This is a genomic window from Streptomyces sp. NPDC002853 (assembly GCF_053591915.1).
This window is the reverse complement of the sequence record NZ_JBSFUS010000002.1, coordinates 237,091-263,431: the sequence shown is the minus strand read 5'-3', so window position 1 is coordinate 263,431 and position 26,341 is coordinate 237,091. Positions and strand designations below refer to the sequence as shown.

The 26,341-nt window shown below is 68.7% G+C and carries 23 protein-coding genes and 2 pseudogenes; 11 read left to right on the top strand and 14 right to left on the bottom strand.

The annotated features are described in order from the left end of the window. Window positions 1–67 precede the first annotated feature (67 nt). A complete protein-coding gene (locus tag ACWD02_RS05640; protein WP_451204799.1) occupies window positions 68–1,132 on the bottom strand; it encodes an Lrp/AsnC family transcriptional regulator in 1,065 nt (354 codons plus the stop codon). Between the two features lie 119 nt (window positions 1,133–1,251). Between ACWD02_RS05640 and ACWD02_RS05635 the strand changes: the two genes are divergently transcribed. From ACWD02_RS05635 to ACWD02_RS05615, 5 genes are read left to right on the top strand one after another with little or no spacing between them, the layout of a single operon-like run. Then, complete coding sequence (locus ACWD02_RS05635) at window positions 1,252–2,820, top strand: ABC transporter substrate-binding protein (RefSeq protein ID WP_451204797.1); 1,569 nt, start codon at window positions 1,252–1,254, stop codon at window positions 2,818–2,820. Beyond that, window positions 2,820–3,815: an ABC transporter permease gene (locus ACWD02_RS05630; RefSeq protein ID WP_451204795.1), complete on the top strand. Its 996-nt coding sequence runs from the start codon at window positions 2,820–2,822 to the stop codon at window positions 3,813–3,815. The genes ACWD02_RS05635 and ACWD02_RS05630 overlap by 1 nt, the downstream gene beginning before the upstream one ends. Continuing rightward, window positions 3,815–5,653: a dipeptide/oligopeptide/nickel ABC transporter permease/ATP-binding protein gene (locus tag ACWD02_RS05625; protein ID WP_451204793.1), complete on the top strand. Its 1,839-nt coding sequence runs from the start codon at window positions 3,815–3,817 to the stop codon at window positions 5,651–5,653. The genes ACWD02_RS05630 and ACWD02_RS05625 overlap by 1 nt, the downstream gene beginning before the upstream one ends. Beyond that, a complete protein-coding gene (locus ACWD02_RS05620; protein WP_451204791.1) occupies window positions 5,650–6,441 on the top strand; it encodes an ATP-binding cassette domain-containing protein in 792 nt (263 codons plus the stop codon). Before ACWD02_RS05625 ends, ACWD02_RS05620 begins: the two co-directional genes overlap by 4 nt. Continuing rightward, window positions 6,438–7,706, top strand: coding sequence for an amidohydrolase (locus ACWD02_RS05615; RefSeq protein ID WP_451204789.1), 1,269 nt, complete (start codon window positions 6,438–6,440; stop codon window positions 7,704–7,706). Before ACWD02_RS05620 ends, ACWD02_RS05615 begins: the two co-directional genes overlap by 4 nt. Before the next feature lie 116 nt (window positions 7,707–7,822). On the opposite strand, the gene ACWD02_RS05610 is transcribed toward ACWD02_RS05615, so the two are convergent. Continuing rightward, on the bottom strand, window positions 7,823–8,407 hold the full coding sequence (locus ACWD02_RS05610; RefSeq protein WP_451204787.1) for a TetR/AcrR family transcriptional regulator: 585 nt from the start codon (window positions 8,405–8,407) through the stop codon (window positions 7,823–7,825). A 293-nt stretch (window positions 8,408–8,700) separates the two neighbouring features. Here ACWD02_RS05610 and ACWD02_RS05605 point away from each other — a divergent pair, with 293 nt between their 5' ends. After that, entirely contained in the window at window positions 8,701–9,294 is a 594-nt protein-coding gene (locus ACWD02_RS05605) for a dihydrofolate reductase family protein (RefSeq protein ID WP_451204785.1), read from the top strand. Between the two features lie 538 nt (window positions 9,295–9,832). On the opposite strand, the gene ACWD02_RS05600 is transcribed toward ACWD02_RS05605, so the two are convergent. Then, the gene (locus ACWD02_RS05600) at window positions 9,833–11,143 is read right to left on the bottom strand and encodes an NAD(P)/FAD-dependent oxidoreductase (RefSeq protein WP_451204783.1); all 1,311 of its coding nucleotides are present in this window, start codon (window positions 11,141–11,143) and stop codon (window positions 9,833–9,835) included. Between the two features lie 132 nt (window positions 11,144–11,275). Beyond that, on the bottom strand, window positions 11,276–11,872 hold the full coding sequence (locus ACWD02_RS05595) for a TetR/AcrR family transcriptional regulator (protein ID WP_451204781.1): 597 nt from the start codon (window positions 11,870–11,872) through the stop codon (window positions 11,276–11,278). A gap of 51 nt (window positions 11,873–11,923) precedes the next feature. On the opposite strand from ACWD02_RS05595, the gene ACWD02_RS05590 reads away from it, so the two are divergent. Together ACWD02_RS05590 and ACWD02_RS05585 are read left to right on the top strand one after the other, a co-directional pair. Next, window positions 11,924–13,150 carry an amidohydrolase family protein gene (locus ACWD02_RS05590; protein ID WP_451204779.1) on the top strand — a complete coding sequence of 409 codons (1,227 nt, stop codon included), beginning with the start codon at window positions 11,924–11,926 and terminating at the stop codon, window positions 13,148–13,150. Continuing rightward, window positions 13,147–14,001, top strand: coding sequence for an alpha/beta hydrolase (locus tag ACWD02_RS05585; protein ID WP_451204777.1), 855 nt, complete (start codon window positions 13,147–13,149; stop codon window positions 13,999–14,001). The genes ACWD02_RS05590 and ACWD02_RS05585 overlap by 4 nt, the downstream gene beginning before the upstream one ends. Window positions 14,002–14,434: 433 nt before the next feature. Here ACWD02_RS05585 and ACWD02_RS05580 read toward each other — a convergent pair whose 3' ends face one another. Further along, window positions 14,435–14,821, bottom strand: a complete 387-nt coding sequence (locus tag ACWD02_RS05580) for a nuclear transport factor 2 family protein (RefSeq protein ID WP_451204775.1) — start codon at window positions 14,819–14,821, stop codon at window positions 14,435–14,437. Between the two features lie 98 nt (window positions 14,822–14,919). On the opposite strand from ACWD02_RS05580, the gene ACWD02_RS05575 reads away from it, so the two are divergent. Further along, window positions 14,920–15,498 (top strand): TetR/AcrR family transcriptional regulator, encoded by a 579-nt coding sequence (locus ACWD02_RS05575; protein ID WP_451204773.1) that lies wholly within the window; start codon window positions 14,920–14,922, stop codon window positions 15,496–15,498. A 428-nt stretch (window positions 15,499–15,926) separates the two neighbouring features. Here ACWD02_RS05575 and ACWD02_RS05570 read toward each other — a convergent pair. Beyond that, window positions 15,927–16,346: pseudogene (locus ACWD02_RS05570) on the bottom strand (aldo/keto reductase); the annotation flags it as partial. 1 nt (window position 16,347) lies between these two features. Between ACWD02_RS05570 and ACWD02_RS05565 the strand changes: the two are divergent. After that, window positions 16,348–16,521 carry a hypothetical protein gene (locus tag ACWD02_RS05565; protein WP_451204771.1) on the top strand — a complete coding sequence of 58 codons (174 nt, stop codon included), beginning with the start codon at window positions 16,348–16,350 and terminating at the stop codon, window positions 16,519–16,521. Window positions 16,522–16,662: 141 nt separating this feature from the next. Here the strand turns inward: ACWD02_RS05565 and ACWD02_RS05560 are convergent, their stop codons facing one another. The 7 genes from ACWD02_RS05560 to ACWD02_RS05530 form a co-directional block, all read right to left on the bottom strand. Then, the gene (locus tag ACWD02_RS05560; protein WP_451204769.1) at window positions 16,663–18,036 is read right to left on the bottom strand and encodes a tryptophanase; all 1,374 of its coding nucleotides are present in this window, start codon (window positions 18,034–18,036) and stop codon (window positions 16,663–16,665) included. After that, on the bottom strand, window positions 18,009–19,301 hold the full coding sequence (locus ACWD02_RS05555; RefSeq protein ID WP_451204767.1) for a tryptophan dimethylallyltransferase family protein: 1,293 nt from the start codon (window positions 19,299–19,301) through the stop codon (window positions 18,009–18,011). Before ACWD02_RS05555 ends, ACWD02_RS05560 begins: the two co-directional genes overlap by 28 nt. Before the next feature lie 309 nt (window positions 19,302–19,610). Further along, complete coding sequence (locus tag ACWD02_RS05550; RefSeq protein ID WP_451204765.1) at window positions 19,611–20,963, bottom strand: cytochrome P450; 1,353 nt, start codon at window positions 20,961–20,963, stop codon at window positions 19,611–19,613. Further along, window positions 20,960–21,565: a GTP-binding protein gene (locus tag ACWD02_RS05545; RefSeq protein WP_363213270.1), complete on the bottom strand. Its 606-nt coding sequence runs from the start codon at window positions 21,563–21,565 to the stop codon at window positions 20,960–20,962. Before ACWD02_RS05545 ends, ACWD02_RS05550 begins: the two co-directional genes overlap by 4 nt. Continuing rightward, the gene (locus ACWD02_RS05540) at window positions 21,540–21,929 is read right to left on the bottom strand and encodes a DUF742 domain-containing protein (protein ID WP_451204763.1); all 390 of its coding nucleotides are present in this window, start codon (window positions 21,927–21,929) and stop codon (window positions 21,540–21,542) included. The genes ACWD02_RS05545 and ACWD02_RS05540 overlap by 26 nt, the downstream gene beginning before the upstream one ends. Beyond that, on the bottom strand, window positions 21,926–22,324 hold the full coding sequence (locus ACWD02_RS05535; protein WP_451204761.1) for a roadblock/LC7 domain-containing protein: 399 nt from the start codon (window positions 22,322–22,324) through the stop codon (window positions 21,926–21,928). Before ACWD02_RS05535 ends, ACWD02_RS05540 begins: the two co-directional genes overlap by 4 nt. Beyond that, the gene (locus ACWD02_RS05530; RefSeq protein WP_451204759.1) at window positions 22,321–23,520 is read right to left on the bottom strand and encodes an ATP-binding protein; all 1,200 of its coding nucleotides are present in this window, start codon (window positions 23,518–23,520) and stop codon (window positions 22,321–22,323) included. The genes ACWD02_RS05535 and ACWD02_RS05530 overlap by 4 nt, the downstream gene beginning before the upstream one ends. 728 nt (window positions 23,521–24,248) lie before the next feature. Here ACWD02_RS05530 and ACWD02_RS05525 point away from each other — a divergent pair. Next, window positions 24,249–24,698 (top strand): annotated as a pseudogene (locus ACWD02_RS05525) (MFS transporter); the annotation flags it as partial. 405 nt (window positions 24,699–25,103) lie between these two features. Here the strand turns inward: ACWD02_RS05525 and ACWD02_RS05520 are convergent. After that, a complete protein-coding gene (locus ACWD02_RS05520) occupies window positions 25,104–26,006 on the bottom strand; it encodes a hypothetical protein (protein WP_451204757.1) in 903 nt (300 codons plus the stop codon). Between the last annotated feature and the right edge of the window lie 335 nt (window positions 26,007–26,341).

The window sequence follows — 26,341 nt, the reverse complement described above, 5'->3', positions numbered from 1 at the left end:
CCGGAAAACGCAGTGTGCTCGGGACGATGGGATTCGGCCGGGCGGAGCGAGGCGGGCGGGGAGCGCTTCAGGCGACCGGGTGCCACGGGTCGACCGGGACGCAGCCGGTGCTGCGGCCGTCGTCCCCGAGCAGGCGGCCCATGCGCTTGGTCCAGCGCAGGTTCACCGCCCGGTTGAGCACGCGCAGGGAGGTGACCCTGGCGGCGGCCTGGACCTCGTAGCGGGCGAGGTCGTCCAGGGCGTGCAGCCACACGACGCTCAGCAGGTTCGCCTCGGCGGACACCGACGCCGCCATACGGGTGCTCCGCAGGCGGCTCAACTCATCACCTGCGGCCATGAGATGAGCGGGCGGAACGGACATCCAGAGTGTCGCCGAACTGCGCCACCCCGCGTACAGATGAGCGGCGTCGCAGCGCAGCACCGCTCTGCCGCCGTGGAGGAGCGAATGCAGCAGCCGTCGCACCGTCGACTCCGGGCGGCCCAGTTCGGCGGCGATCGAGGTCACGGAGCGGCGGCCGTCCTCGGCGAGGGCGAGCAGCAGCACGCGATCCTCGGGCGTGAGCGTGGCGGCGGCGCGCTGGGCGCCGCCGTCCTCGGTCTCTGCCAGGTCGCGTCTCTGGTCACGGGAGAGGGAGTCCATGCGCCACTCGCTGGCGTCCCGGTGCACGTGCTGCACCAGGTGGGTGCGCGTGGCGGTCACCGACTCGATCCGGCCGAGGGCGAGAACGTACCTGCTCATCAATGACATGTTCGCCGTGGCCACCGTCAGGAGCAGGTCGCACGAACCCGCCACCAGTTCCACACTCATGGCCTGCGGGTGGCGGGCGAGCTGCTCGGCCAGCGTCTCCCGTGCCTGCGGCAGGCACGACACCTCGATCAAGGCGAGGGCGCCGTAGGTGACTTGGGAGGGGGCGGCGTAGCAGGTGACCCAGGCGTCACCGGATTCACGTAGCCGGGCCCAGCGGCGGGAGAGGGTGGCCGCGTCCACGCCGAGCGGACGGGCCAGCTGCGCCCAGGGGGCGCGGGGAGCCATCTGCAAGGCGTTGACGAGTGCGAGATCGAGTTCATCGAGTGTTCCCCGGGGCGGGGTGTCTTGTGGCGTCAGGACGCTGGGTGCTGCGGATTCGTGCATGTGATCACCTTTCCGGTGCGGATTCTTGCAATTGCGGGGCCCGGCGGGAAGTGGCCTGTTCTGTATGCCGCAACACACCGCAGCACCCGCTCTCAGTCCTCAGCCCTGGAGAGTCCTCCATGCCCCGTTCGCGGTTCCTCTCCGGCGCCGTCCTGGCCGCCGCCACGTCCTTCCTGGCCTCCGCCTGCACCACCGGCCCCGCCGACGGCCCTTCCTCGGGCGGCGCCGGGAGCGGGGGCACCGTCAAGATCGGTGTCACCTCCGACGTCACCTCGTTCGACCCGGCGAAAGGCGCGGGCGCGACCGACTACCTCGTCACGTCGCTGCTCTACCAGCCGCTGATCGGCCAGGACGACGGCGGTACGTTCGTGCCCGGTCTCGCCGACTCCTGGACGTCCACACCGACGAAGACGACCTTGACCCTGAAGAAGGGCCTGACCTGCTCCGACGGGTCGGCGCTCACCGCCTCGCAGGTCGTCGCCTCCCTGAAGCGCTACCGGGCGACCTCGGCCCACGCCTCGCTCACCTTCGGCGCCGCGAACGCCGGGAAGAAGACCAGGATCTCCGGCGACGACGCGGCAGGCACCGTCACCGTCTCCACCGCCGCCCCGTGGGGCGAGGTCCTCGCCGGCCTGTCCGGCACCGGCGCCGGGATCATCTGCGGGGCCGGTCTCGACGCGGGCGCCGCCGGGCTCGCCCGGGGGGCCGTCAAGGGCGCTGCCACCGGCCCCTACGAGATGGCGGCGGCGCGGCGCGGCGCCGCGTACGAACTGCGGCTGCGCAAGGGCTTCGAGGCGTATCCACGCTTCGCCTCGATGCCGGCGGGCAAGCCTGCCGACCGCCTGCGGATCCAGATCTCGAAGAATGAATCGACGCTCGCCAACCAGCTGCAGACCGGCGCACTCGACCTGGCCCCCATCACCGGCACGGACGCCGCGCGGTTCAAGGACGACGACACCTTCACGACGACGTCCGCGCCGATCATCCGCAACTACATCGGATTCAACCAGCGCCCAGGGCGCCCGGGCGCCGACCCGAAGGTCCGCAAGGCGATCGCACAGGCCGTCAGCGCCGACGCGTTCAACAAAGTCTTCGGCGGTGGTGGACAAGCCCTGACCTCGTACGTGGACGAGAAGGCGGCCTGCGTTTCCACCGACGGCTCCCTGCTGACCCAGACCGACAAGGCTGCGGCGAAGCGGGCGCTGAAGGGCGTGTCGATCAAGCTGGAGGGATCCAACGCGGTGGCCGGCGGCGCCGGCAACTCCTACGTGGCAGAGGCTCTGCGCGCCGCCGGTGCCGAGGTGAAGCTCATCAACGCCGACAACGCCACCTGGGCCACCGACGTCACCGCGAACCAGGGCGACTGGGACGCCACCGTCTACCCGCTGATCACCGGCGCCCTCGCGCGCGGTGGCACGTTCTTGCTGGGCCCCGAACCGGCCAAGGGCGGCCTCAACTACGGCGCGGTGAAGAACGCGGAGTTCGCGAAGAACTACGTCGCCGCCACCTCCACCACCGACCGCAACGCCAAGTGCGCCGCCTGGCAGAAGGCCCAGGCGGCACTGCTCAAGGCCAACGACGTGATCCCGCTGGCCACCGTCGACGTGCGCTACATCGCCCGTAAGGGCATCTCCTTCGCGACGCCCAGCGGGTCTCTGACCCTCTCCACGCTCCGGACCGTCGGCTGATGGCGGCGACGTCGGCCGCCCCGACGACCGCGGGGGCCGGGCGCTCGGCCCTGCTCGGCCCCTGGGGCACTTACCTCCTGCGCCGTCTGGCCGGGCTCGCCGCGGTCGCGGCCACGCTCGTCGCCGGCACGTTCCTGATGGTGCAGCTCATCCCCGGAGATCCGGCCCGCGTGGTCGTCGGATCCGACGCGACACCCTCCGACGTGGCCAGGGCCCGCCACGAACTCGGCCTGGACCAGCCGCTGCTCACCCAGTTCGGCACCTACACCGGCAATCTGCTCCGCGGCGACATGGGCACCTCCTTCCAGACGCGGGAGCCTGTCGCCGAGATCATCGGCGGCCGCCTGCCGTTCACCGCCGAGATCGCGCTCATCGCCGTCCTCGTGGTGCTGGTGCTCGCCGTGCCGATCGGACTCGCCGCCGCGGCACGGGGCAGCCGCCGCACCGACGGTGCGTTCACCTTCGTCACCGGAACGCTCGGCGCCACCCCCGAGTACATCGTGGGCACCCTCCTCGTCCTGGGCTTCGCCATCAAACTGGGCTGGTTCCCGGCCGCAGGTGCCGAGACCGTCTCGGCGATGGTGCTCCCGGTCGCCGCTCTGGTGCTGCCGGCCACCTGCGTCATGGCCCGCATCGTGCGCAGCGAAGCCACCCACGTCCTCGCCCAGGACTACATGCGCACCGCCCGCGGCCGCCGCCTGCCTCCGCTGCGCCTGTACGCCCGCCACGCGCTGCCCAATCTGCTGACCGCGACCCTCACCCTCGGCGGGCTGATCCTCGCCGGTCTGCTCGGCGGCACCGTCGTCGTCGAGTCCGTCTTCGCCTGGCCCGGCATAGGCCAGCGCGTCGTCGAGGCGCTCCTCGTCCGCGACTACCCCGTCATCCAGGGCTGCGTCCTGATCCTGGGGCTGCTCGCCGCCCTGCTCAACCTGGTCGTCGACATCGTCCTCGCGCTGCTCGACCCCCGCACCCTGGCCGGAAAGGCAGGCCACTGATGCGACGCATCCGCTGGAACCCACCCCTGGTCGTGGCCCTCGCCGGCCTCGGACTGCTCCTCCTGCTCGGCGTCGTCGCGCCGCTTCTGCTGGAGGAGGAGGCGACCGCGCTCAGCGGCGCCGCACGCGCGCACGCGAGCGCCGAACACTGGCTCGGCACCGACGCGCTCGGCCGTGACGTGCTGGCCCGGACGCTGGTCGCCACCCGCCTCACCCTGGAGATGACCCTCGCGGCGACCGCGGTCGCCGCCGTCACCGGCATCCTGCTCGGCACCGGCGTCTGGGTGTCGGGCAGGCGCGTGCGCGAGCTGGGCCTGCGCCTGATCGACGTGATGATCTCCTACCCGGCGCTCATCCTGGCCCTGGTGATCGCCACGGTCCTCGGGACCGGGCCCACCGCCTCCGTCCTCGCGATCGGCTTGGGCGGCGCCCCCGCCTTCGCCCGGCTCACGGCGAACATGGCGGCCTCCGTGGCCCAGCGCGACTTCGTGGCGCAGGCGCGCCTGATGGGCGTACCGCCCTACCGCGTGCTCGTGCGGCACCTGCTGCCGAACATCTCCGGGCCGCTGCTTGTGCTGCTGTCGGTGGCCTTCGCGAACGTGCTCGTCGCCCTGTCCGGTCTCTCCTTCCTGGGGGTCGGCGTACAGGCACCGGATTACGACTGGGGTGCGCTGCTCAGCACCGGCCTGGAATCCCTTTACACGAACCCCGCCGAGGCGATCGGCCCGGCCGTGGCCATCACCGTCACCGGAGTCCTCGCGGGCTTCGTCGGCGACGGTCTCGCCGCGGCGCTCGATCCCCGTGGAGGCGGGACGAAGACCGCGGCGAGGCGTCCTGCCTCTGCGGCCACCCCCGCACACCGGGCTCCCGACGACGCCCTGGTGACGGTGGACGGCCTGGCCGTCGTCCTGCCGGACGGCACCCGCCTCGTCGACGACGTCTCCTTCCACGTCATGCCCGGCGAAATCGTCGGCCTGGTGGGCGAGTCGGGCTCCGGCAAGTCGCTGACGGCGATGAGCGTGGCCCGGCTCCTGCCCCAGGAACTGGCCGCCCACGCGGCACAACTGACCCTGGACGACCTCGACCTGGCCGCCCCCGAGGCCGACCCCCGGCGTCTGGCGACTGAGATCGGCATCGTCTTCCAGGACCCGTCGTCCTCCTTCAACCCCGCCCTGAGGATGAGCGGTCAGCTCACCGAAACACTCCGCGTCCACCAAGGCGTACGCAAGACGGAAGCGGACCGTCGGGCCGTCGAGGCCCTGGAGCAGGTACGGATCAAGGAACCCGCCCGGGTCATGAAGCAGTATCCGCACGAGCTGTCCGGCGGCATGCGGCAACGCGCGATGATCGCCGCGGCGCTCCTGCCCGGACCGCGGCTGATCGTCGCCGACGAACCGACCACCGCCCTCGACGTGACCGTCCAGGCCGAAGTCCTCGATGTCCTGAAGGACATCAACCGCACACGCGGCACGAGCATGCTCTTCATCTCCCACGACATCGGCGTCGTCGGCACGGTGTGCCACCGGGTGATGGTGATGTACGCGGGACGCGTCGTCGAGGAGCTGTCGGCGGCCGACCTGCGGGCGGGCCGCGCCCGGCATCCGTACACGCGGGCGCTGCTGGCGGCGAGCCCGCGCCTCGAGGACACCGGCACGGAGCGACGCGCACCGCTCGCCACGATTCCGGGCCGGCCCCCGGCGCCCGCCGCCCGGCCCGCCGGCTGCGCCTTCGCCGACCGGTGCCCGGTGGTGCTCGACGCGATCTGCGCGACACAGCGGCCGCATCTGATCGACGACGTGGCCTGCCATGCCGTACGCCAGGAGGTACAGGCCCCATGACCGCATCCTCGTACAAGCTGCTCGTCGAGGAGCTGACCGTCGGCTTCGGGCACGGCAGGCGCGCGCGAACCGTGCTGCACGACGTGTCCACCGGTGTCCGGGCCGGGCAGACCCTGGGCCTGGTCGGTGAGTCCGGCTCCGGAAAGTCGACGATCGCCAAGGCGATCGTCGGCATCCACCCGGCCCGGGCCGGCCGCATCCTGCTCGACGGAGTGGATCTCACCCGTCTCCGGAGCAGGGAACTCGTCGCGGTGCGCCGTCGGGTGCAGCTCGTCTCGCAGGACCCCTACGCCTCGCTCAACCCGCGCATGACGGTCGGTCAGGCCATCGCCGAGGCCATCGACCCCGTGCGGGCCGATCCCAGGAAGCACGCGGCGGCGGTCGAGCGATGGCTGGGGACCGTCGCGCTGGACGGCTCCGCGGCCGACAGGTACCCGCACGAGTTCTCCGGCGGCCAGCGCCAGCGCATCGCGGTGGCCCGCGCTCTGGCCGTGGAGCCCGAAGTCCTGATCGCCGACGAGATCACCTCGGCGCTGGACGCCTCCGTACAGGCCGAGGTGCTCAACCTCCTCGCGGACCTGCGGCGTTCCTTGGCCCTGACGATGCTCTTCATCTCCCACGACCTGGCCGTCGTCCGCCATGTCAGCGACGAGGTCGCCGTCCTGCGGCGGGGCGAGCTGGTGGAGCAAGGACCGGTGCGCGACGTCTACCGGGCCCCACGAGACCCCTATACGCGCCGTCTCCTGGCGAGCGTGCCGACATTCGAACAGAAGGAGGAAGCGGCATGAAGGAATCCGACGCAGGAGGCGGCACGGGCGCACCGACCGCCGTCGCCCGCCTCACCCAAGAGATCACCGCCGACTTGAAGCCCGCCACCCTGGAGGACTTCTACCAGGACCTCCACCGCCACCCGGAACTCGCCTTCCAGGAGCACCGCACCGCCGCGAAGCTGGCCGCGCGGCTGCGTGCGGCGGGCTATGCCGTCACGGAAGGCGTCGGCGGCACCGGAGTGGTTGGTGTGCTCGCCAATGGCGACGGCCCGACCGTGTGGCTGCGCGGAGACATGGACGCATTGCCGGTCCAGGAGGCCACCGGTCTGGAGTACGCCTCCACCGTCGACGGTGTGATGCATGCCTGCGGCCACGATCTGCACGTCACGTGGCTCGCCGGAGCCGCCGACGCGCTGTCCGCGGCCCGCGGCACCTGGGCGGGCACGCTCGTCGTCGTCGGGCAGCCCGCCGAGGAGTCCGGCGGCGGGGCGTCGGCCATGGTCGCCGACGGGCTGCACACCCGCTTTCCCCGCCCCGACGTACTGCTCGGCCAGCACGTCACGCCCGGCCTCGCCGGGTTCTACCCGCACACCCCGGGCCTCACCATGTCGGCCGCCGACGACATCGATGTCGTCGTCCACGGCGTCGGCGGTCACGGCTCCCGCCCCGAGTCGACGACCGACCCGGTGGTGACGGCCGCCTACATCGTCACGCGCCTGCAGACCGTGGTGTCCCGCGAGGTCGCGGCCGCTCACCCGGTGGTCCTGACCGTGGGCCAGTTCCACGCCGGTACGAAGCACAACATCATCCCCGCCGAGGCCAGGCTCTCCCTCAACCTGCGCACTCAGGACGTACACGTGCGGGACCGCGTCCTCGCGGCCGTCCGCCGCATCGTCGAGGGGGAGTGCCGGACCGCCGGTTGCCCGACCGCGCCGGAAGTCGTGGTCCGTCCCGGATACCCGAACACCGTCAACGACGCCGTCCTCGACGACGAGATCACCGCCGTCCACCGCGAACTGTTTGGTTCCCCCACGGTGTTCGACTTCGGCCCCGCGATGGGCAGCGAGGACTTCTCCCTCCTCGCGCCCGAGGGTGTGCCCTACGACTACTGGTACGTGACGTCGACCCCGCCCAAGGTGTGGGAGGCGGCGCCCGGTACGGGCCTGGCCGAGAAGGTCGGCAACGTACCGGGAAACCACAGCCCCTCGTTCGCCCCCGACCCGTCGGTGCTCGTCCCCGGTGTCCAAACCCTGGTGTCGGCGGCGCTGCGCCGGCTGGCCTGAGCCGTCCTGGCCATCCCGGCGTCCACGAGCTGGGCAGACCCCGATGCCGCTCCACGACGCCGGGGCCCGCCCACGGCCGCGAACGAGTTCTCATGAGGTGACCCAGGCGCCCGGCCTCAGCCGTCGGCGCTCACGCCCACGACGCGACGCGCCAACTCGTCGATCAGCTCGTCGACGGAGTGCGGGGCGAGCAGGTCCGGCACGGTCAGGTCGTCCACGATCAGTCCGACCATGGCGAGATACATCAGGATGACGCCGGTCCGGTCGCCCGGCAGGCCGCGGTCCAGGTGGAAGTCGATGTTCGCGTCGAGCTGGGCGGTGAAGAACCGGGTGAGCTCGGCGTGCAGTTCGGGGCGGCGGGTGGCTTCCAGACGCAGCTCCATCAAGGCGAGCCAACTGCTGCGGTCCGCGCGCATACGGCCGAGGAGCTGCTTGAGGAGGGTGGCGACCAGCTCGACGGAGGGCTTTTCGCTCATGGTGTCGGCGAGTTGGGACTCGTCGGGCGTCAGCCGTTCCTGGATGCGTGTCATGACCTGCGCCAGCAGTTCGGCGCGGTTGGCGAAGTAGTTGGTGGTGGTGCCCTTGGGGACCTCGGCCTGGGCGTCGACCGCGCGCAGGGTGAGGCCGCGCGAGCCCTCGCGGGCGAGGACCTCGATCGCGCCGTCGAGCAGGGCGGCCCGTCGTGCGGGGTTCTGGCGCACGGCATTTTCCTTCCGGAAGTCTGTTGACACCACTGCGGATGCAGTACTACGGTCTAACCACTTCACCTAGAGTACATCACTCGACGTGGAGGAATGCTTCCAGAGGAACCGCACGCGAAACCAGCTGAAACCCCGCGCGGAGTGCCCGGTTCCCGGCACCCGCCAAGCTCCGCCCCATCGCCCGAACCGGGCATCCGCCACCGAAAGGCCGTATGACAGACCCCATCGCACACGTCACCGAAGATCACCGTGCAGCAGGCCACGGCCCCGGATCCGACCATGAGGAGACTCCCATGCGAAAGCTCGTCTACTTCATCGCTGTCAGCCTCGACGGATACATCTCGGGTCCCGACGGCTCCGACCCCACCTCGGGGCCGGGCGCCTTCTGGCCGATCGGACAGGACTACGTCCAGCACCTCGTCGCCGAGTACCCCGAGACGCTCCCCGGCCCGGCGCGAGACGCTTTCGGCATCAGCGGGGACGGCGCGCACTTCGACACCGTCATCGAGGGACGCCGGACGTACCAGAACGGCGTGGACGCCGGAGTCAACGACGCCTGGCCCCACTTGAGGCACCTCGTCTTCTCCCGCTCCCTCTCCACGGCCCCCGACCCGCGTGTCGAGATCGTCGCCGGCGACCCCGTGGCCAAGGTGCGCGAGCTCAAGCAAGAGGACGGCAAAGACATCTGGCTGTGCGGGGGTGGCGAGCTGGCCGGGGCGCTCTTCCCGGAGATCGATGGGCTGGTCGTCAAGCTGGCGCCGTTGGCGATCGGTTCAGGGACGCCGCTGTTCGGGCAGAAGAGGCCCTTCGACCCCACGTTCTTCACCCTGGCCGACAGCAAGATCATGGAGAGCGGCACCGTCTTCCTCACGTACGCGAAGAAGTAAGGACGCGACGTACGCGAAGAAATCAGTACGCACGCGAGGCGGTACGCCTGCTTTCCGTCCGCGTCGGTGTACGTCATGACGCCTGAGGAGTGGTCGAACCGCCCGCGCGACATGACCCGGCAGACCGTGGCGCAGGGGGCGGATCCTGCGGGAGTGTCACCTTTGACAGCCCTCTCAGGAGGTGTCGTATGCCTCGACTCGTGGCGTCTCGCGAGCTCAAAGTGGTCGTGGAGCACCGGTTGTTCGGCCTGGTCGACGAGGCGGGGCAGGACGGGGAGCGGCCGGCGTCACCGCGGTCGGCGGGAGGTTTCGTCAGCTCCAACGCCACCATGCTCCACATCGGCCGGATCGCGTTGAGGTCGAAGATGTGCACCGGGTGCGGGTCTTGCCGTAGCGGCGGGCCCGCAGCCGGGTGCCTGCGCTCCCTGCCGGCGGGCTCCTTCAGCTGCGCGTGCTTTCTCGCGCCATCAGGCGGCTGATGCGCTGCCGGATGGCCGCGAGCGCATCTGCCGCCTGACCGGCCCCCGGCGGCCCGGCGTCAGCCGAGGACTGTGCCCGTGGATGCGGTCGGCCGGCGGCGGCGTGAGAACGCACCGAGGTCGATGGTCTGGCCGGTGTGTTCGCAGGTGTGCGTGAGCGCACTGCGGTCGTGGTCGTGCCCGCCTTCGACACCATGGATCAGGGTGGTCATGAGGCGGCCCACCAGCGGGGCGTTCTTGAACTGATTGCCGCTGGTGCCGATGGCCACGTAGAACCCGGCAAGTTCGGTTCGGTCGTACACGGGGGTCCAGTCGTCGGTCACGTCGTACACGCCTGCCACACCCCGGGGCTTGCTGGGAACGCGCAGGCCGGGCAGTCGGCGAGCAGCCCGCGTCACCTGCGTCCTGAACTGCGACACGGTCGGAAGGGGGCTCCCGCCGTCCGGATCGGCGAGCCATTCCAGCGGGTCGCACTCGGGTTCCGTGCCGCCGACGAGCAGGAACTCCCGGCCCTCGGGCCGTATATATGTGCCGAGGTCCATATCGGCCAGCACTGGTGCCTGACGGTCGCCGCCGACGTCGTGGTAGCCGGCGGGGGCCGCTACGTGGTGCACCTCCTGGCGAAGCGGCCGCAGACCGACGGTGAAGTCGCCGCCCACCTCGGCGAGCCGGTTCAGCTGTCCCGACCATGGGCCGGCCGCGTTGACGACCACCCCGGCGGACAGTTCGGTTCCCTCGTCGAGGCGCACCCCGCGCACGCGTCCCCCGCGCCGCATCACCGCGGTGACCTCGGTCTTCCAGCGGAAGGCGGCTCCGTGCCGCTGAGCGGCCGCAGCAAGGTTGCGCGCGGCGAGCTGCGGGTCGTCGACAAAGCCTCCGTCGGGTGTGTGGAGAGCACCGAGCCGAGCGGACGCGTCGGCGAAGAACTCGTCGTCATCCACGGGGCGGGGCGGGAAATACCGGCCGGTGTCCACGGCGGGCAACCGCTCGGACAGCTCCTGTGCATCCCATTTCTCGTACGGGACACCGACCTTGTCGAAGTGGCGCGTGAACAGGCTGCAGGGTGCGAAGTCCACGTCCAGCAGGGTGACGCCGCAGCGGTTGAACGCTGCGAGGGGTTCATCGGCGGGTGCCTGGAGATGTTCTCGCCATGCTTCCCAGCAATGACGGGACTCCCACGCGGCATTGACGCCCGCGATCGTGGGATACGTGAAGCGGATCACGGCGCTCGAGGCGCTGGTGGAGCCGTTGCCTGCGCCGCCGAACTTGTCGACCACGACCACCCGCAGGCCACTCCGCGCCAGTTCGAGAGCGATGGAGGATCCGATGATCCCGGCCCCGACGACGACTACGTCTGTGCTCTCAGCCACGTCCCAACTCACCTTCTTCTTGCCGGACCAGATGGTTCCTGTGGCGGCGCGGCGGGTCGCCGCTTTCCGTCGCCGTACCCCACCGTTGTCGCGCTTGTGCGCCGATGCTCAGTCGTGAGGGCCGAAGGCCCTTCAACGTTCCGCACGTGATCGTGGAGGGGGCCGGACCTGGCTCATGCGCAAGATCAAGGTGACCGCGTCCTCCGAGCGGGTTCCGGGAGTGAGGACTTCCTGCAGGAGGAGGCCGCGAATCGCGGCAATGGTGACGGTGGCCACCTCCCGCGCTTTTTTCGCCTCGACCCCTTCGCGTTCCGCGAGTGAGGACAGCATCACGGTCAGGTCGTCGATCGACTCCACGAACTCACGGAAGTCCTCGGGGGCGTACGCGGCCAGGCCGACGACGTAGAAGAAGCCGCGGACACGCGACAGCTGCTCCGGCCGGGTGTAAGCACGCCAGATCGCCGCGACGAAATCCTCGAAGGTGCCCTGCTGGGCGGCTTCCAGAAGTGCCTCGTTGTCACGGGACCGCTGGGCCGTGAGCATGGCGGCCAAGACGCCCGGGAGCGACCCGAAGTGGTAGCGCAACAGGGCGTGGCTGCTCTCGATCCGGGCGGCGATCTCACGCAGCGACATCTCCGGCGGGGGAAGGGCCTCACCGAAGGCGTCGAGAAGTCGTGCCAGGAGTCGTTCGCGCGCGCTGCCGCTGCGTTGCGAGGTTGACAGGATCACTCCCGCAGTTTATCCATTGGAAAAGAAGTTCGCAACGACGGAGGATCGACGATGGGACCTGATCATGTGGTCGGCGCGACGGTCATCGACGGATCGGGCCGCGACCCCAGCAACCTCGGCCTCACGATCGAGAACGGGCGCATCACCCGCCTCGGCCCTTCCAGCACGCACGGCGAGTGTCTCGATGCCCAGGGGTTGACGATGACGCCCGGCCTGATCGACGCCCACGTCCACCTGGGCCTGTCCAGCCCGATTCAGCCGCACTTCTCGTTTCAGATCAGCGCCGCCGAGATCGCGGCGGACATCTTCGCCACGGCCGGCGCGACGCTCGACGCCGGCTTCACCACGGTGCGCGACACCGGTGGAATCGACGGCGGTGTCGTCACCGCCATCGCGAAGGGCAAGGTCAGAGGGCCTCGCGTCCTGTCGTGCGGACCTGTTCAGTGCCAGATCGGCGGGCACGGCTACTACGGAGCCGAATGGGAACCCACCGAGCTGTGGAGCAGCCACCACATCCCGGGCCTGTGCGCCCTGTCGGTGATGGCGGGCAACGCGGACGAGCTGCGGCACAACGTCCGCGAAGCCTTCCGTCGCGGAGCCTCCTTCCTGAAGCTCTGCGTGACCGGGGGAGTGGTGGGCGGACACGATCGACTGACCGACACCCAGTTCACCGTCGAAGAGATCGCTGTCGCCGTTCAAGAAGCCGCGGCGCGGAACACCTATGTGACAGTCCACGCCCACAACAACGAAGGCATACGCAATGCGGTCGAGGCCGGGGCGCGCTGTGTCGAGCACGGCACCGGCCTCGACGAATCCACAGCGGCCCTGATGGCCGCTCGCGAGATTGCCCTCGTGCCCACGTTCGCCGTCGTCGAGCAACTGCTGCACGACACCGCCGGAGCCGGTCTCGCCGAGTGGACCCGCGACCGGGCCCAGGGCGCCCGCGAGCAGATGACGCATGCACTCGCAGTCGCCAAGCGCGCCGGAGTACGGATCGGGCTGGGTTCCGATCTCATCGGCCCGGCCCAGGACCGTCGCGGCAAAGAACTCAGCCTGCGCGCAGCCCTTGAGACGCCGATGGAAGCGCTCGTGGCGGCGACCCGGACCAACGCCGAGATCCTCGGTCTGTCCGGCCAGGTGGGTGTCATCGCTCCCGGCGCGCAGGCAGACCTCGTTCTGTGGAACGGCAATCCGCTGGAAGACCCGGAACTGTTCTCCGACCCCACCAACGCCGTCCTGGTCATCCAAGCCGGCCAGATCATGAAGGACCTCAGATGAGCACCATGTGGCAGGGCTGCCTCCCCCACACCGACTACTTCGAGATGCGCTCCAGCGGTGGGCACGACTACGGCGTCTGGGTCACCACGCCACCGCGCTACGACCCGGCCACAGCGCAAGCGCCTGTCGTGTACGTGCTCGACGGCAACTGGGCCGTGGGCATGACTGCTCCACTCATCGTCACACAATTGGACCCCATGCAGTCGGTTCAGCCCTACGTGCAAGTCAGCGTGGGGTACGCGGGCGAGGAAGCCGAGCACTGGGAGCGGTTGCGCAACCGCGACCTCGTGCCCCCCGGCGAACCCATCGCGAAGGAGTTCATCGATGCGGTGGAGATGGGGGTCGAGAAGGGCTCGATGACGCGCGCGCAAGCCGACGCCTACCTCGCTGAATTGAGCGACAGCCGCGGGGACATGTTCCTGAACTTCCTCACCGACGATCTGCACCCGCGGATCGAACGCGACTACGGCACGGCGCCGAGCGGTCATGGCCTCTTCGGCTACTCATACGGCGGACTCTTCAGTCTCTATGCCTGGCTCACCAAAAGCACCTTCTTCGAGAGCGTCGGCGCGGGCAGCCCCGGCATCGTCAATGCGGACAGTCAGGTCTTCGCTCGGCTGGAAGCCATGGGTGACACCCTGCCCGGCACCAAGCTGCACGTGACCTTCAACGAGCAGGAGATCCTCGGAGACCTGGCGGTCTACCAGAACCTCACGAAGAACACGGCCACGTTCCTTCACCGCCTCACCTCACGCGGAGGATCCGTCACCAGCGCACTCATGCACGAGACGCACGTGACCGGGCTGCAGGCATCGTTCCTCAGCTACCTCAGGACCTGCCGCGCCCAGTGAGCCTGGACGCCGCAGGTCTCCTTCCGCCCCATGTGGGTCGACTTCTCTGGAGATGTACGGGGTCGGGGGCGCCAATGCCATCGAAGGGAGCGTGATCCTCGCGCTGGACGGCATGGATCGGGTGCTGGAGGTCGACGACCTGGAGCGCCTCACCGCTGACACGTCAAGGCGCACCGGGGCATGGCCCCGGGCACCGGAGCCGCGCGCCCGCGAAGGGCCTCCGATTCTGTTTCTGGACCCCCGTCGTCCGTGTGGACGACGGGGGTCCAGAAACAGGATCTGACCTTGAGTTATAACCGCAGGCGACTTGCTCGCCCCGTATCCGCGTATCCGCCGCCGATCCCGCCCGGCTCAGACAGACGACGGGAGAGCCGAGGCATAGTCGCGCTGGAGCGAGGAGCCGGTCGAAGGTCAGAGCCCGAGCCGGGAGGCGTCAGACGAAGAAGGCGTTCATCCCGGGCACGTCGGAAAGATAGGTCTCGATACTCGCGATCTTTCCGTCGCGGAGCCGGCAGACCGTGGCCAGGTATTCGTCCAGCACGGCGTCCTCCCGGTGCGCGGTGTTGTGCAGGGAGAGAGCCATGTTCTCCCTGCTGACCAGGAGATGCAGCAGCTCGAAGTCGAGGCCGTACGAGGCGATCAGCTGAGCGCGCTCCACCACCGCGTCGGCGCCGTCGGCTGTGCCGGAGATGGTGTTGTCGCCGGGCAGGGTCCAGGTGGCGTCGTCGTGCAGCAGGGCCCGGATGCCGCCCCAGTCGCCCGAGACAAGGGCCTGGTGGAAGGTGCGCCCGAGGGCGAGGGGGGCTTCGTTGGTGGACATGGCATTCCCTTCACAACACTAAAGCGGTGATCTCCGCTTTAGTGTGACCGTAAGTCCCCTGACCGCTAAGGCGCAACTCTTTGCTTTAGGGTGGAGGGGTGAACGCAGACGCATCGACGAAGCGGCCCGGCGGCCGAAGCGCCCGCGTCCGTGCCTCCGTGCACAGCGCCGCGGTCGCGCTGGTGGGCGAGGTCGGCGCCGACCAGGTAACCCTCCCCGCAGTGGCCCAGCGCGCAGGGGTCAACTCCAGTACCCTCTACCGCCGTTGGGGTACGCTCGCCGCGCTCCTGGCCGACGTCGCCAAGCACCGCGGCGAGGTCGGCGCGCCCCCGCTCGTCGGCGACCTACGCACCGACCTGGAGAATCAGGCGGTCTGGACGCTGGCGGAGCTCTCCCGCCCCGGTGGCATCGCGTTCTTCCGCGCCGAGGTCGCGCCCGATGTCGACGAGCGCCACGACGGACTGCGTGAATGCCTGCGCAGGGTCAGCGAGCGCTTCCGCCCGGTCCTCGACGCGGCGCGGGAGCGCGGCGAAGCACCCCCGTCCTTGGAGCAGGTGCTGGACCGGATCATTGCGCCGCTCTACTTCAGGGTGGTCTTCTCGATCCCCGGTACGGATGAGGCGTACGTCCGCGACCTTGTCGCGGAGCTGCCCGGGAAACTTCAACCTGAGTCGTGAACCTCGCTCGAGCGGAACCCGCCCGGAGCCGCACACACCTCGGGCCCCGGAGGAAGAGGCTATGGAACACCTGCAGGGCAGCCCGATGGCCCCATGCCGTTTCAGGACCTCTCGTCATCTGCCTGAGCCGGGCGGAACCGGCAGTGCACACCACGGAGACGGGGCCGACAGGCTGGCCCGGGGTCAAAACTCACGCTGAGTCTCTTGGTGGCAGTGCGCGGTCTACTTGGCCAGCCAGCCAGACCAGTACCCGCGTGCGACGCGGGGCGGTCGAGCGCCCAATGCCAGGGTCAATCGTTGGTCGATACCCGGCATCGTGGCGAGATATCGCCCTTTCGCTCTCCGTCACTGGTCCACTTCTCTTGGCTTGCGTTGTCCCGCCGATCAGTGGCTGGAGCGCGTACGGCCGGACATTGGAGTACGGGCTGTCAGTCGGTGCGGAAGCCGGCCATCACCGAGGCCGGGTAGCGGCTGCCTGCGGAGCCCTGGGGGAGGACTTCCCGGACACGGGCCAGGTCGGCCTCGGTGAGTTCTACGTCGGTGGCGCCGACGTTCTCCTCCAGACGTGTGGCGCTGCGGGTGCCTGGGATTGGGACGACATCCTCGCCCTGGGCGAGTAGCCAGGCCAGGGCGAGCTGGGCGGGGGTGATGCCCTTGGTGGCGGCGAGCTTTCGGAGTTGCTCGGCTGCGCTCAGGTTGTAGACGTTGTTCTCGCGCTGCCAGCGCTCGTCCCAGCGGCGCATGTCGTACTCGGGATACTCGGCGGCGGGTTTGACCACGCCGGAGAGGAAGCCGCGGCCGAGCGGCGAGTACGGAACCAGGCCGATTCCCAGCTCTCGCAGGACCGGAGTGCACAAGCTCGCCATCGCCATCTGGCACGTCCTGCACGACGAGGCTCCTTACCACGAACTCGGCGCCGACTACTTCTCCAAACGCACCCCCGGACGTGCCATGCGCCGCATGCTCAAAGAAGCCAACAGCCTCGGACTGACCATCCGCTTCGAACCCATCAAAGCGGGCTGACCTGCACGACTGACTCTATTTTCGTGTCAGTCCCTGCTGCCGTACCGGGAAACTCCAAAATCCCCGACAGAGTCAAGCTCAAGAAGTGGGAGCCGGCGCTGCCGGCCCCACTCTTGCGCGACGCGACGTGTCGAGGAGAGATCAGCCGCCGGACTGCACGGGCTCCAGCTTGATGCTGAAATGGCGAAGGATCGGCGACTGACCCACGATGCGGTAGCCGTGCACAGATTCGGGGTTTTTGGCGATGTCGGCCAGGGTGGCGGCGACATGATCGTAGTGGCTGCGGGAGTAGACCCGACGGGGGAGTGCCAGCCGCACGAGTTCATAAGGTGCGGTCTTGATGGAGTTGCCTTGTTCGTCCTCTTCCCCGAGGTACAGGCTGCCCAACTCCGCCGAGCGGATGCCTCCGCGTAGGTAGAGCTCACAGACCAGTGCGGTGCCCGGGTACTCGTGCGGGGGGATGTGGGGCAACAGCCGCCCGGCGTTGACGTAGAGGGCGTGCAGGCCTGCCGGCTCCACGATGTCGACTCCGGCCTCGCGGATGCGCGCGGCGAGGTAGGCGGCTATGTCGGCGCGTTCGGCGAGGTAGGCCGGTTCGGTGACTTCCACAAGTCCGCGGGCCATCATGTCGAGGTCACGGCCGGCCAGGCCGCCGTAGGTGGTGAAGCCCTCGGTGGCGATGAGCAGGCCCGCGCACTTCTCGGAGAGTTCAGGGTCCTTGAGACCGATGAAGCCGCCGATGTGGACGATGCCGTCCTTCTTCGCGCTCATGACGCAGCCGTCCGCAAGGCGGAAGGCTTCCTCGGCGACCTGCCGGGGGGTGCGGTTGGCGTAGCCGGGCTCGCGCTGGATCACCAGCCAGGCGTTCTCCGCGAAACGCGCGGCATCCAGGATCAGGGGGACGTCGTGGCGGCGGCACAGTTCGGCGGTCCGGTACAGGTTCTCCATGCTGACCGGCTGGCCACCGCCACCATTGTTGGTAATGGTCATCAGCACGGCCGCCACGGGCGCTTGATGCGCGCTCTCCAACGCATGCTCAAGGGCGATCAGGTCGATGTTGCCCTTGAACGGGTAATCGCTGTCGAGGTCTTTCGCCTCGGCGCAGGGCAAGTCGTAGGCCTGGCAGCCGGTCAGTTCGACGTTGGCGCGGGTGGTGTCGAAGTGGGTGTTGGACAGCACGCTCGTGCCGGGCTTGAGCAGGGCGGAGAACAGGATGCGTTCGGCGGCGCGCCCCTGGTGTGTCGGCAGGATGTGGGGATATCCGGTGAGTTCGGAGACGACCTCGTGCCACCGGTAGTAGCTGCGGCTGCCGGCGTAGGACTCGTCGCCGTGCATGCCCGCGGCGAGCTGGTCCGCGGAGAGGGCACCGGTACCCGAGTCGCTCAGCAGGTCGATGGTGACCTCGTCGGCACGCAGATCGAAGGGGTTGTAGGCGACCCGCTTCAGCGCGGCCTCGCGCTCCGCTCGGGTGGTGAACGCGATCGGTTCTACAACTTTGATGCGATACGGTTCCACGAAACTTCCTTTGGTGCGGTGTGCGGGATGGCATGACCGGCGGCCGTGCGAGCGGAGTTCAGAGCGCTCTGGGCGCGTTGTGCAGCCAACAGGCCGACTTGCGCGTACTGCTCTGTCGGCGCCCTGGTCAGATAGGCCTCAGAGGACAGATAGGCCGTGATGCGGGGCTGCCGGTTTCGCTCGTATACGAGAGCGAGGTAGGCGATCAGCCCCACACCGTCGGTGAGCTGTCGCTGGGTGAGAGCGCGCAGGCTCCGGCGCAGGACCGTGGGATCCATGCCGAACCGGGTCAGCAGGGCGGTTGCCCGGTCGAGGGCCTCCTCGTCGTCGCGCACGTAGTCACGGACGGGGATGTGGAGCGTGAAGCCGCTGGGGTCGCTGTCGCCTTCGGTGAAGGAGTGGCAGGTGAGCGCGGACCGCCGCAGCAGGCGCGGCGTACCGTCCCCGTGCTGCCCGGATGGCGGGAGGGAGCCGGCGGCCGCGTGGAAGAAGTGGCGGATGTCTGCCGCTGCTGCCCCAGAGGCATGGCTGAGCGCGCAGGCGTCGTCGGCCGACATACGTGGGTGCTTCACGTAGACCTTGACGCGAGGTGACTCCCAGGAGCCCAGGTCCAGTGCGAGGAACGGATAGCCCGCCGCGGGGGGAAGCTGCGCGAAGGCCTTGGCGTAGCCAAGTCGGCGTAACGCCTCTTGCACGGTGTGTGCAGCGCGCTCGGGTCCGGAGGCGGAGGGGTTCAGATAGACCTTGACGCCGGGGACCCCTCCCGCGCGCAGATCGAGCGCGTACCACAGTGACAGCGGCCCCTCGGCTGTAGCGGGGAGGAACAAGTCGTGCAGGGCGTCGAGTTGACTGGTGGAAAAGTTCCAGCGGGCGCCCATCGCGTGGATGGTCTCGAGTCCGGCGCGGCCGCTGTCGCCCATGTCCTCGTGGGTCCATCCGGGCTCCACGAGCACCCGCAGTGCCGGGGCGTCCGACGTGCAGGCCAGGGAGAACTCGACGGGGGTGTGGTCGTCGGAGAGGAAGCTGGGCGACGCCGGGGGCAGAGACAACGGTCGCCGGGCGGAGTCGGCGAGGGAGTCGAGCAGGACCTGCCCGTACAGCGCGGTGTCCGCCTCGCTCAGGCCCACCGCGGCGCCGAGGCGCTGTAGTTGACCCAGCACGTGATCGCCGAGCGTGGCCTTACCGGGTTCGTCTGCCGCTATGCCCGCCTCCGGCAGGGACATCATCGCGTTCCTCGCACGGCACTGCGCAACAAGCCTCTGCATGGCGCGGAGGTACGGGGACGTGCTGCGCCAACGAGGCGGGAGACCAGGGCCGATCCGTCGTAAGCCGCGGGTATTCGGCCCTGCGCCTTTTCGGGGTCGTCGCACCCGCACGAGTACCTGCTGCTGGATGTGGTGCGCCGTTGGCCCGTCCGGTTACCTGCGGAACGGGGCGCGGAGGTTGCGAGGTTCACTGCCTCTCCTTCATCTCGTGTCACTCCAGACACTCCGCGCGTTCCTACCCCAGCAGTTGATCTTTCATGCAGGCTACAACAACTGCCCGTGTCGCCTACATCACAGGGGGTGCACCGGCTACTGGCCTGTTAGCCACCTCACGAAGCTGCTCCAGCGCGCCGGCTTGCCGGTGGCCTGTGGCTCCGCGGGCGCGGGGGTGGGCGCCAGGGGAGGGTGCGCCTGGTGGCGGGGGGACGTGGCCGTCGGCTCAGGCGCGGCCGCGGGGCGCGGGGTGACCGCACCGAAGCGGACGGGCAGGCTGGCCAGAGCTCGGTTGAAGGGGCCGGGTCGCCAGGCGAGGCTGTCTGAGGGGACCGCGAGTTCAACGTCCGGCAGCGCGTTGAACAGAGCCTCCAGGCCGGTCAGGGCGATGAGCCTGGCCGGTTCCTTGGACGGGCAGGCGTGCGGGCCTGCGCTCCAGGCCAGGTGACCGCGGGTGTCGGCCCCCTGGTCCGCGAGCGCCGTATTGGCGGCACCGAAGGACACCAGGACCAGCTCACCGGCGCGGACCTTGTCGCCGGCTACGTCTGTGTCGGAGACCGGGTAGTGCGGCGCGTAGTTGGACATGGGCGCGTTGCGCCACAGGGTGTCGTCGAGGGCCTTGTCGAACTGCCCGTTGCGCGCGTACTCCTCAACGGTCAGCATCGTGTAGAAGGCGTTGCCGATGAGGTTGCCTTCCGGTTCGCCGCCCGCGCCGAGGAGCAGCACCAGCGTGTGCGCCAGTTCCTCGTCGGTCAGCTGTGCCGGGTGCTGCATCAGGTAGGACGTGATGTCTTCCCCGGGCTGGGCGCGCTTGAGTGCCACCAGCTCGCCCACCGCCTGGAGCAGGACCTGGCTGGCCTGCTCGGCGTTGACGCCGTCGAACATGCCGGAGATGCCGAACAGGACTCGGTCGCCGATCTCCGGCGGGCAGCCGAAGAGTTCGTTGAAGACGTACAGGGGGAGCTGTTGCGCGTAGTCCCTGAGAAGGTCGGCACTGCCGCGAGCGCTGAACTGGTTGATGAGGAACTGGGCGGCCTGGTTGACGATGCGGCTCAGCCGGCTGTTGCTGACGCGGGCGAAGCTCTCGGTGATGGCCTGCCGCAGTCGCACGTGCTCGGCGCCGTCGGTGAACATGCAGTTCGGCCGGTAGGCGAGCAGCGGCAGGACCGGGCTGTCGGGGCGGATGAGGCCCTCGTTCAGTGCACGCCAGCGGCGCGCGTCCTTGCGGAAGGTAGTGGGATCCTGCAACAGCTCAAGAGCCGCGTTGTAGTCGGTGACCAGGGTGGCCTCCACGCCGGGCGCGATGGTGACCGGCGCCGTGGGGCCGAGCTGGTGCATGTAACGGTAGTACGCGTGCGGGTTGGCGGCGAACTCCGGGGTGTCAAGGGATATGCGCTGCCCACTGCCGTGTGCGGGGCAGCCGGGCGGAGGTACGGGTGGGGTTGTCATGCGTGCTCCAGGGCGGCGCGCTCTTGCAGATAGCGGACCATGGTGATCAGGGCGTTGACGGACGACGCTTTGTCGCGCGCGTCGATGGTGACGACCGGGGTGTCGGGCAGCAGGTCGAGCGCCTCCCGGACTGCTTCGGGGGTGTGTACCGCGCTGCCGTCGAACTGGTTGAGGGCCACGGCGAAGTCGAGGCCGTAGCTCTCGACCAGATCCATGACCTCAAAACTGTCGGCCAGTCGCTCGGGGTCCACCAGGACCAGGGCGCCCAGCGCTCCGCGGGCCATGTCGTCCCACAGATTGACGAACCGCTGCTGGCCCGGTGACCCGAACAGATACAGCACGATGCGCTCGCTGAGGGTCAGGCGACCGAAGTCCAGGGCGACCGTAGTCGTGGTCTTCCCCTGCACTCCCTTGAGGTCGTCGACCCTCTCCGAGAGGCTCGTCATTTGCTCCTCGGTGGACAGTGGCGCGATCTCGGAGAGCGAGCCGATCAAAGTGGTCTTGCCGACGGCGAAGTGCCCAACGACCAGGATTTTCACCGCAGTCTGCTGTGCACCGCTGCGCACGTAGGCGTCCTCAGACAGAGAGAGCCTTGAGACCATCGAGCACCTCCTGAAGCAAGGCCTTGTTGGCGAGACGAGCCGAGGGCACCGGCGCACGGGTGACCAGATAGCCCCCCTCGGCGAGGGAACTGAGCAGCACCTTGACGACACCCAGAGGCAGTTGAGAATGGGCGGCGATCTCTGCGACCGAGAGGTAGCCGCTGGAGCACATCTCCAGGATCTGCTGCTCCTCGGGCGAGAGCCGCTGGGAGCGCTGCTGATCATCGGTGGATGACGTGACGAGAGTGATGAGGGCGAACGCGCCCTCGTCGAGTAGGTCACGCCCACGGGTGATGACATAGGGCCGGACTAATTCTCCGGCCTCGGACACGAGCTCGGGCTCGGTACGGTCCGGATCCGTCATGAGGTGACCGTGTCGGTGCGGCGGCCGGTCGACATGGCCTTGCCCAGTCGGCTGACCAGCTGCTGCATCCGATACGTGATGTCTCCCATGTCGACGTCGGCGGACGCTGCCACGGCGAGGTAGGAGCCACCTCCTGCGGCATTCAGGAACACCCAGCCCCCGTCGAACTCGATGAGCGTCTGGCGCCAGGTCGTGCCGTCGTCTCCACAGAAGAATCCGACGGACCGGCTGAGCGACTGCAGTCCGCTCACGGCGGCGGCCACCTTGTCGGCGTCGTCCCGGCCGATCTCCGCGGTGCGGGACATCTGCAGGCCGTCAGCAGAGATCAGGACCGCGTGCAGGGCATGGGGAATCGCCAGCGCGTCCTCGAGCATCCAGGACAGGTCGTCGCTCACGGGGCATCGAATCCTTCGTGTGTATCGGCAGGAGTGTCGCGTTCGGCGGCCGGTACCCCCGCACTTCGGCCGCTGAGAGTGCCGCGCTGAAATGCGCCCATGGCCGCCACCCGTGCCTCCGCCGACCTGGCCGGCGGCGCAGTCTCTTCGTCGGGCTGGCTGTCCGGCACGAGTGCCATGGCGCGGCGTTTGTTCTGTCGCCGGGGCAGGTCGCCCGCTGTCGTCGCGGGAGCCGAACCGCTTTCCCCTGTGCCCGCGTTGGCTCCTTGCGTTGCGGCGGGCCTCGCGGGTTCCGGCATGTCGGTCAGCAACTCCTTCGGCACCATCACCACCGCTCGGACGCCGCCGTAGGGAGAAGTGCTGTCGATGGTGACCGTGAACCCGAAGCGCGCACACAGCGCACCGATCACTGCGAAACCGAACGCGGGAGGATTGCCGAGTTCGGAGACGCTCACCGCGGACTCACTGGACAGCAGAGCTGTGGCGGCCGTCTTCTCTTCCTCGCTCATCCCGACGCCTGCATCGTCGATCACGATGCACATGCCCTTGGGCACCGTCCGCACTTCGACGTCGACCATGGAAGACGGCGCCGAATAGCTGGTGGCGTTGTCGAGCAGTTCGGCCACCGTCAGCGCGACCGGTTCGACGGCACGGCTGGTCACCGCGATGTCCACCCGCGAGGCGATGTCGATGCGTTGATAGTGCCGGATACGGCCCTGAGCTGCGCGGATCACGTCGTAGATGGATGCCGCATCCCGCTGCCGGCCGAGCCACCCGCCGCAGAGCACGGCAATGGACTGTGCACGCCGGTTGAACTGCGAGTTCATGTGGTCGATGTCCAGCAGATCTCGTAGCACGGCCGAATCGCCGTACTTCTTCTGCAGCCCGGAGATGGCCCGCTGCTGTTCCGCCGCGAGGCCCTGGAGGGTCTGCATCGCAGACTTCAGTACGGTATTGGTGGCGTTCTCCGCCTCTTCCTTTGCCTGTCGGACCACCTCGTCGTAGCCCCTGCGGAGCTCTGTGATGGTGGATTGGAGGTGAGTGTGGCTGCCCTGAAGTTCGGTCAGATCGCTTTCGAGGCCCCGCTTCTGACGGCGCAACGACTCAGTCGTTTTTCGCTGGCGAACGACCACCATGGTGGCGACAGGGACGCCGGCAGCAAGTGCCCAGACCGTCGGATCCTGCAAAATTGTCATGTGACTCTCTTTGAGCGGCTGGAGTCCAGCTCTCGGAATCTATCCATGCGGACTCTCGACGTGGGCAGCCTTCACCACCCGGAGAGCCCCCTGGCTGTAGCCAAGCCGAGGAAAAAGTCCACGTGGCATGTGCCCGTGATCGTAACACCAAACGATCATGACGCTTTGTCAAGTACGCCACGCCGTGGCGACGTTGGCGAAAAAGCCATGCTCAGATCAGTGAAGAAGATGTGAGCGCGACGTGAACACGCGCAGCAGTCGGCCGCGCACTGAGTCGCCCAGTAGTGTGCTGTCCGAGTTTCCGCAGCACAGAGAGCCCTCACCTGGTGACCGGATGCCCGCACCGGAACGCGGGCCGGCAAGGCGAAGCGCGGACGAGAGGCGTCCGCTCAGCGCAAGATGGCTAATTTGGGCGTGGCTGGGGGAGTGCGAGGCGTCGACGCGGGCGGGCGTGCAGCGGGGCATCAAGTCGCCACGCTCTGGCCGACCTTGACGCCCTCGTGGGCTTGGAATTCGCTGCCCGCCGGCAGATCCGGACTGGGGAACCGGTGCCGTCAGATGAACTGTCCGAGGAGCAGGATCGGGCACGGCCGACGGGTGCGGAGGGCGGCGCCCTCGCTATGGAGCAACCCCGCGTATAGAATTTTCCTGCGCGTTCGGACTCTTTGCGCGTTCGGTGACTCCTTCTCGTATGTCGCCTTGCCGTTGCTGGTGCTCCACACCACGGGATTGGTCCTTCAAATGGGCCTCGTCACCGGCTCACCGGTGTCGCGTCGGTCCTGGTCGGCCTGTTCGCCGGTGTCGTCGCCGACTGCTTCGACCGCAGACGGCTGCTGACGCTCGCCGACGGGGCGCGCTGTCTGCTCTATCTGCTGCCCCCGTTGGCGTGGATCTCCGCGTCGCCGCTCTGGCTGATCTACACCGTCGTCCCCATCGCGGGCTGCTTCTCGATGCTCTTCCAGGTCACCTATGTGACCGCGGTGCCAGCCATCGTCCAGCCGGACCAGATCACCAGGGCCAATGGCCATAGGTATGCGACGTACGCCGTGGCCAGCGTCGCGGGGCCCGCGCTCGCGGGCTTCGTGGCCTCGTCCGCGGGTCCTGCCGCTGCGATCGGCATCGACGCGGCGACCTTCGCGGTCTCCGCGCTCGGCGTGCTGCTCGTCAAGTTCGACGGCAAGCCACGGCGGGCCGACACTGCCGAACGCGGCAACATTCCGCAACGAGTTCCTGGCCGGGGCGCAGTTTTTGTGGGCGCACCCCGTGCCACCGCATCAAACGGTCGAGGCCATGGGGCCTGGGAGGAGCGCCGACGGCAGATGCCGGTCGATACGGCGGGTTGGCGCGACCCGCTTGTGGTTCTTCAAACAAGGACGGAGTTCGTCAACGACCCCGCGCGGCGAGCTTGGGACTGCGGAGCTCGCCACCGCCCACGCGGCGGCCGACAGCGCGGGGCGTCCTTGGGTTCCGTGATGCCTTTCCTACACCGACGGGTTCCTGTGGGGACGGCCGGCCTCTTAAGCTTGATCCTTAACGTCCCGCTGCTTTTCGCGAGGCCAGGGTCAGAGCGGTCGAGAGATCTCCTACGAGTCGGTCCAGCGGACGGGGTGACCGGACTCATCTGTAGTGAGCCAGGTTCCGTCGCCCAGGGGCTGGACGTCGTAGGGGTTGTTGGTGCCGGCGTGGAACTCCGTGCGGACGTGACCGGAGTGCGCGTCGACGCGGTAATGACGGACCCATTCCTGCTCGTCCTCGGTTTCACCGGTAAGCGTGACGATCAGAGTGTCCGGGCTGAGGTAGCCGCCGCTCCATTCCACAAAGATCTGCTCAGGGTCGTGTCCGAAGGCGTCGACGGTGAGAGCGAACGTCACCTCGCCGTCTGGACAGGTGTGGACGGCGACGTCGGTCTGCTCGTGATGGACGGTCATGAAGTGGTTTCCGTCGGGTGCAAGGCCGATGAGACATCGGTCGTCCCAGGGGTATCGGGTGAGATCAATCCGGCCCTTGTCCAGGAGCGCGCGGTAGGTGACCGAGCCGTCCTGTCCTTCGCCCACGTCGAGGAAGACGTGATCGTCGGCTGGGTGCCGTAGTTGCCGCCCGCCGTGTCCGACGGTTTCCAGGTCCACCTGCGCGAGGACCGTTCCGGCTTCGGCGTCGAAGGCCACCCACTGGTCAGCTCGGTTGCGGTCGGCCATGGCGTCGGGCCGGTAGACCCACACCACACGTTCGTCCCACGACAGCATGCAGCCGGGCCGGTGTCCGTGCTGCTGGGCTGACTGCGGGTCGAACTTCGAACGCCACACTTCGGTGCCGTCGGCCGCGACGCAGACGAGCGCGTTGAGGGTTGTGTAGTAGGCGTGCTGAAGGCCAGTGGCGATGGTGTGATCCACAACGTCGTCTTCGGAGATTGGCTGAAAGGCCATGACGGGCGACAAAACGCCCATGGCACCTGTGGCCAGGTCGTAGACACAGATCCGTCCGTCCACGAAGCGTGTGGTCAGGTGCAGGGAGCGGAGGGGGCGGGCCATGCGTCGGAGGCTACTTCCCCAGCAGACCCACGTCGCGGGCGGCCCTTCGTGACCAGGCAGCCGCTCGTTCGAGTAATCGCCGGACGCGAGACCGGCTCCTCGTGATCCTGGTCCCTGCAAGGATTTCCGGGGGGTCCAGGGACCGGGTCCATCCCCGGCTCGCCCACCGCTCGGCCTGGATCGACCTGGACGGAGAACTTCCGCTCGTCGAGGGCACGTTGATTCGCGTATGCCGGCCCCCGCAGGATGGTGTGCTGCGGGTGCACGCCGTGCGCCCCCTGCCCCCGGGCCCC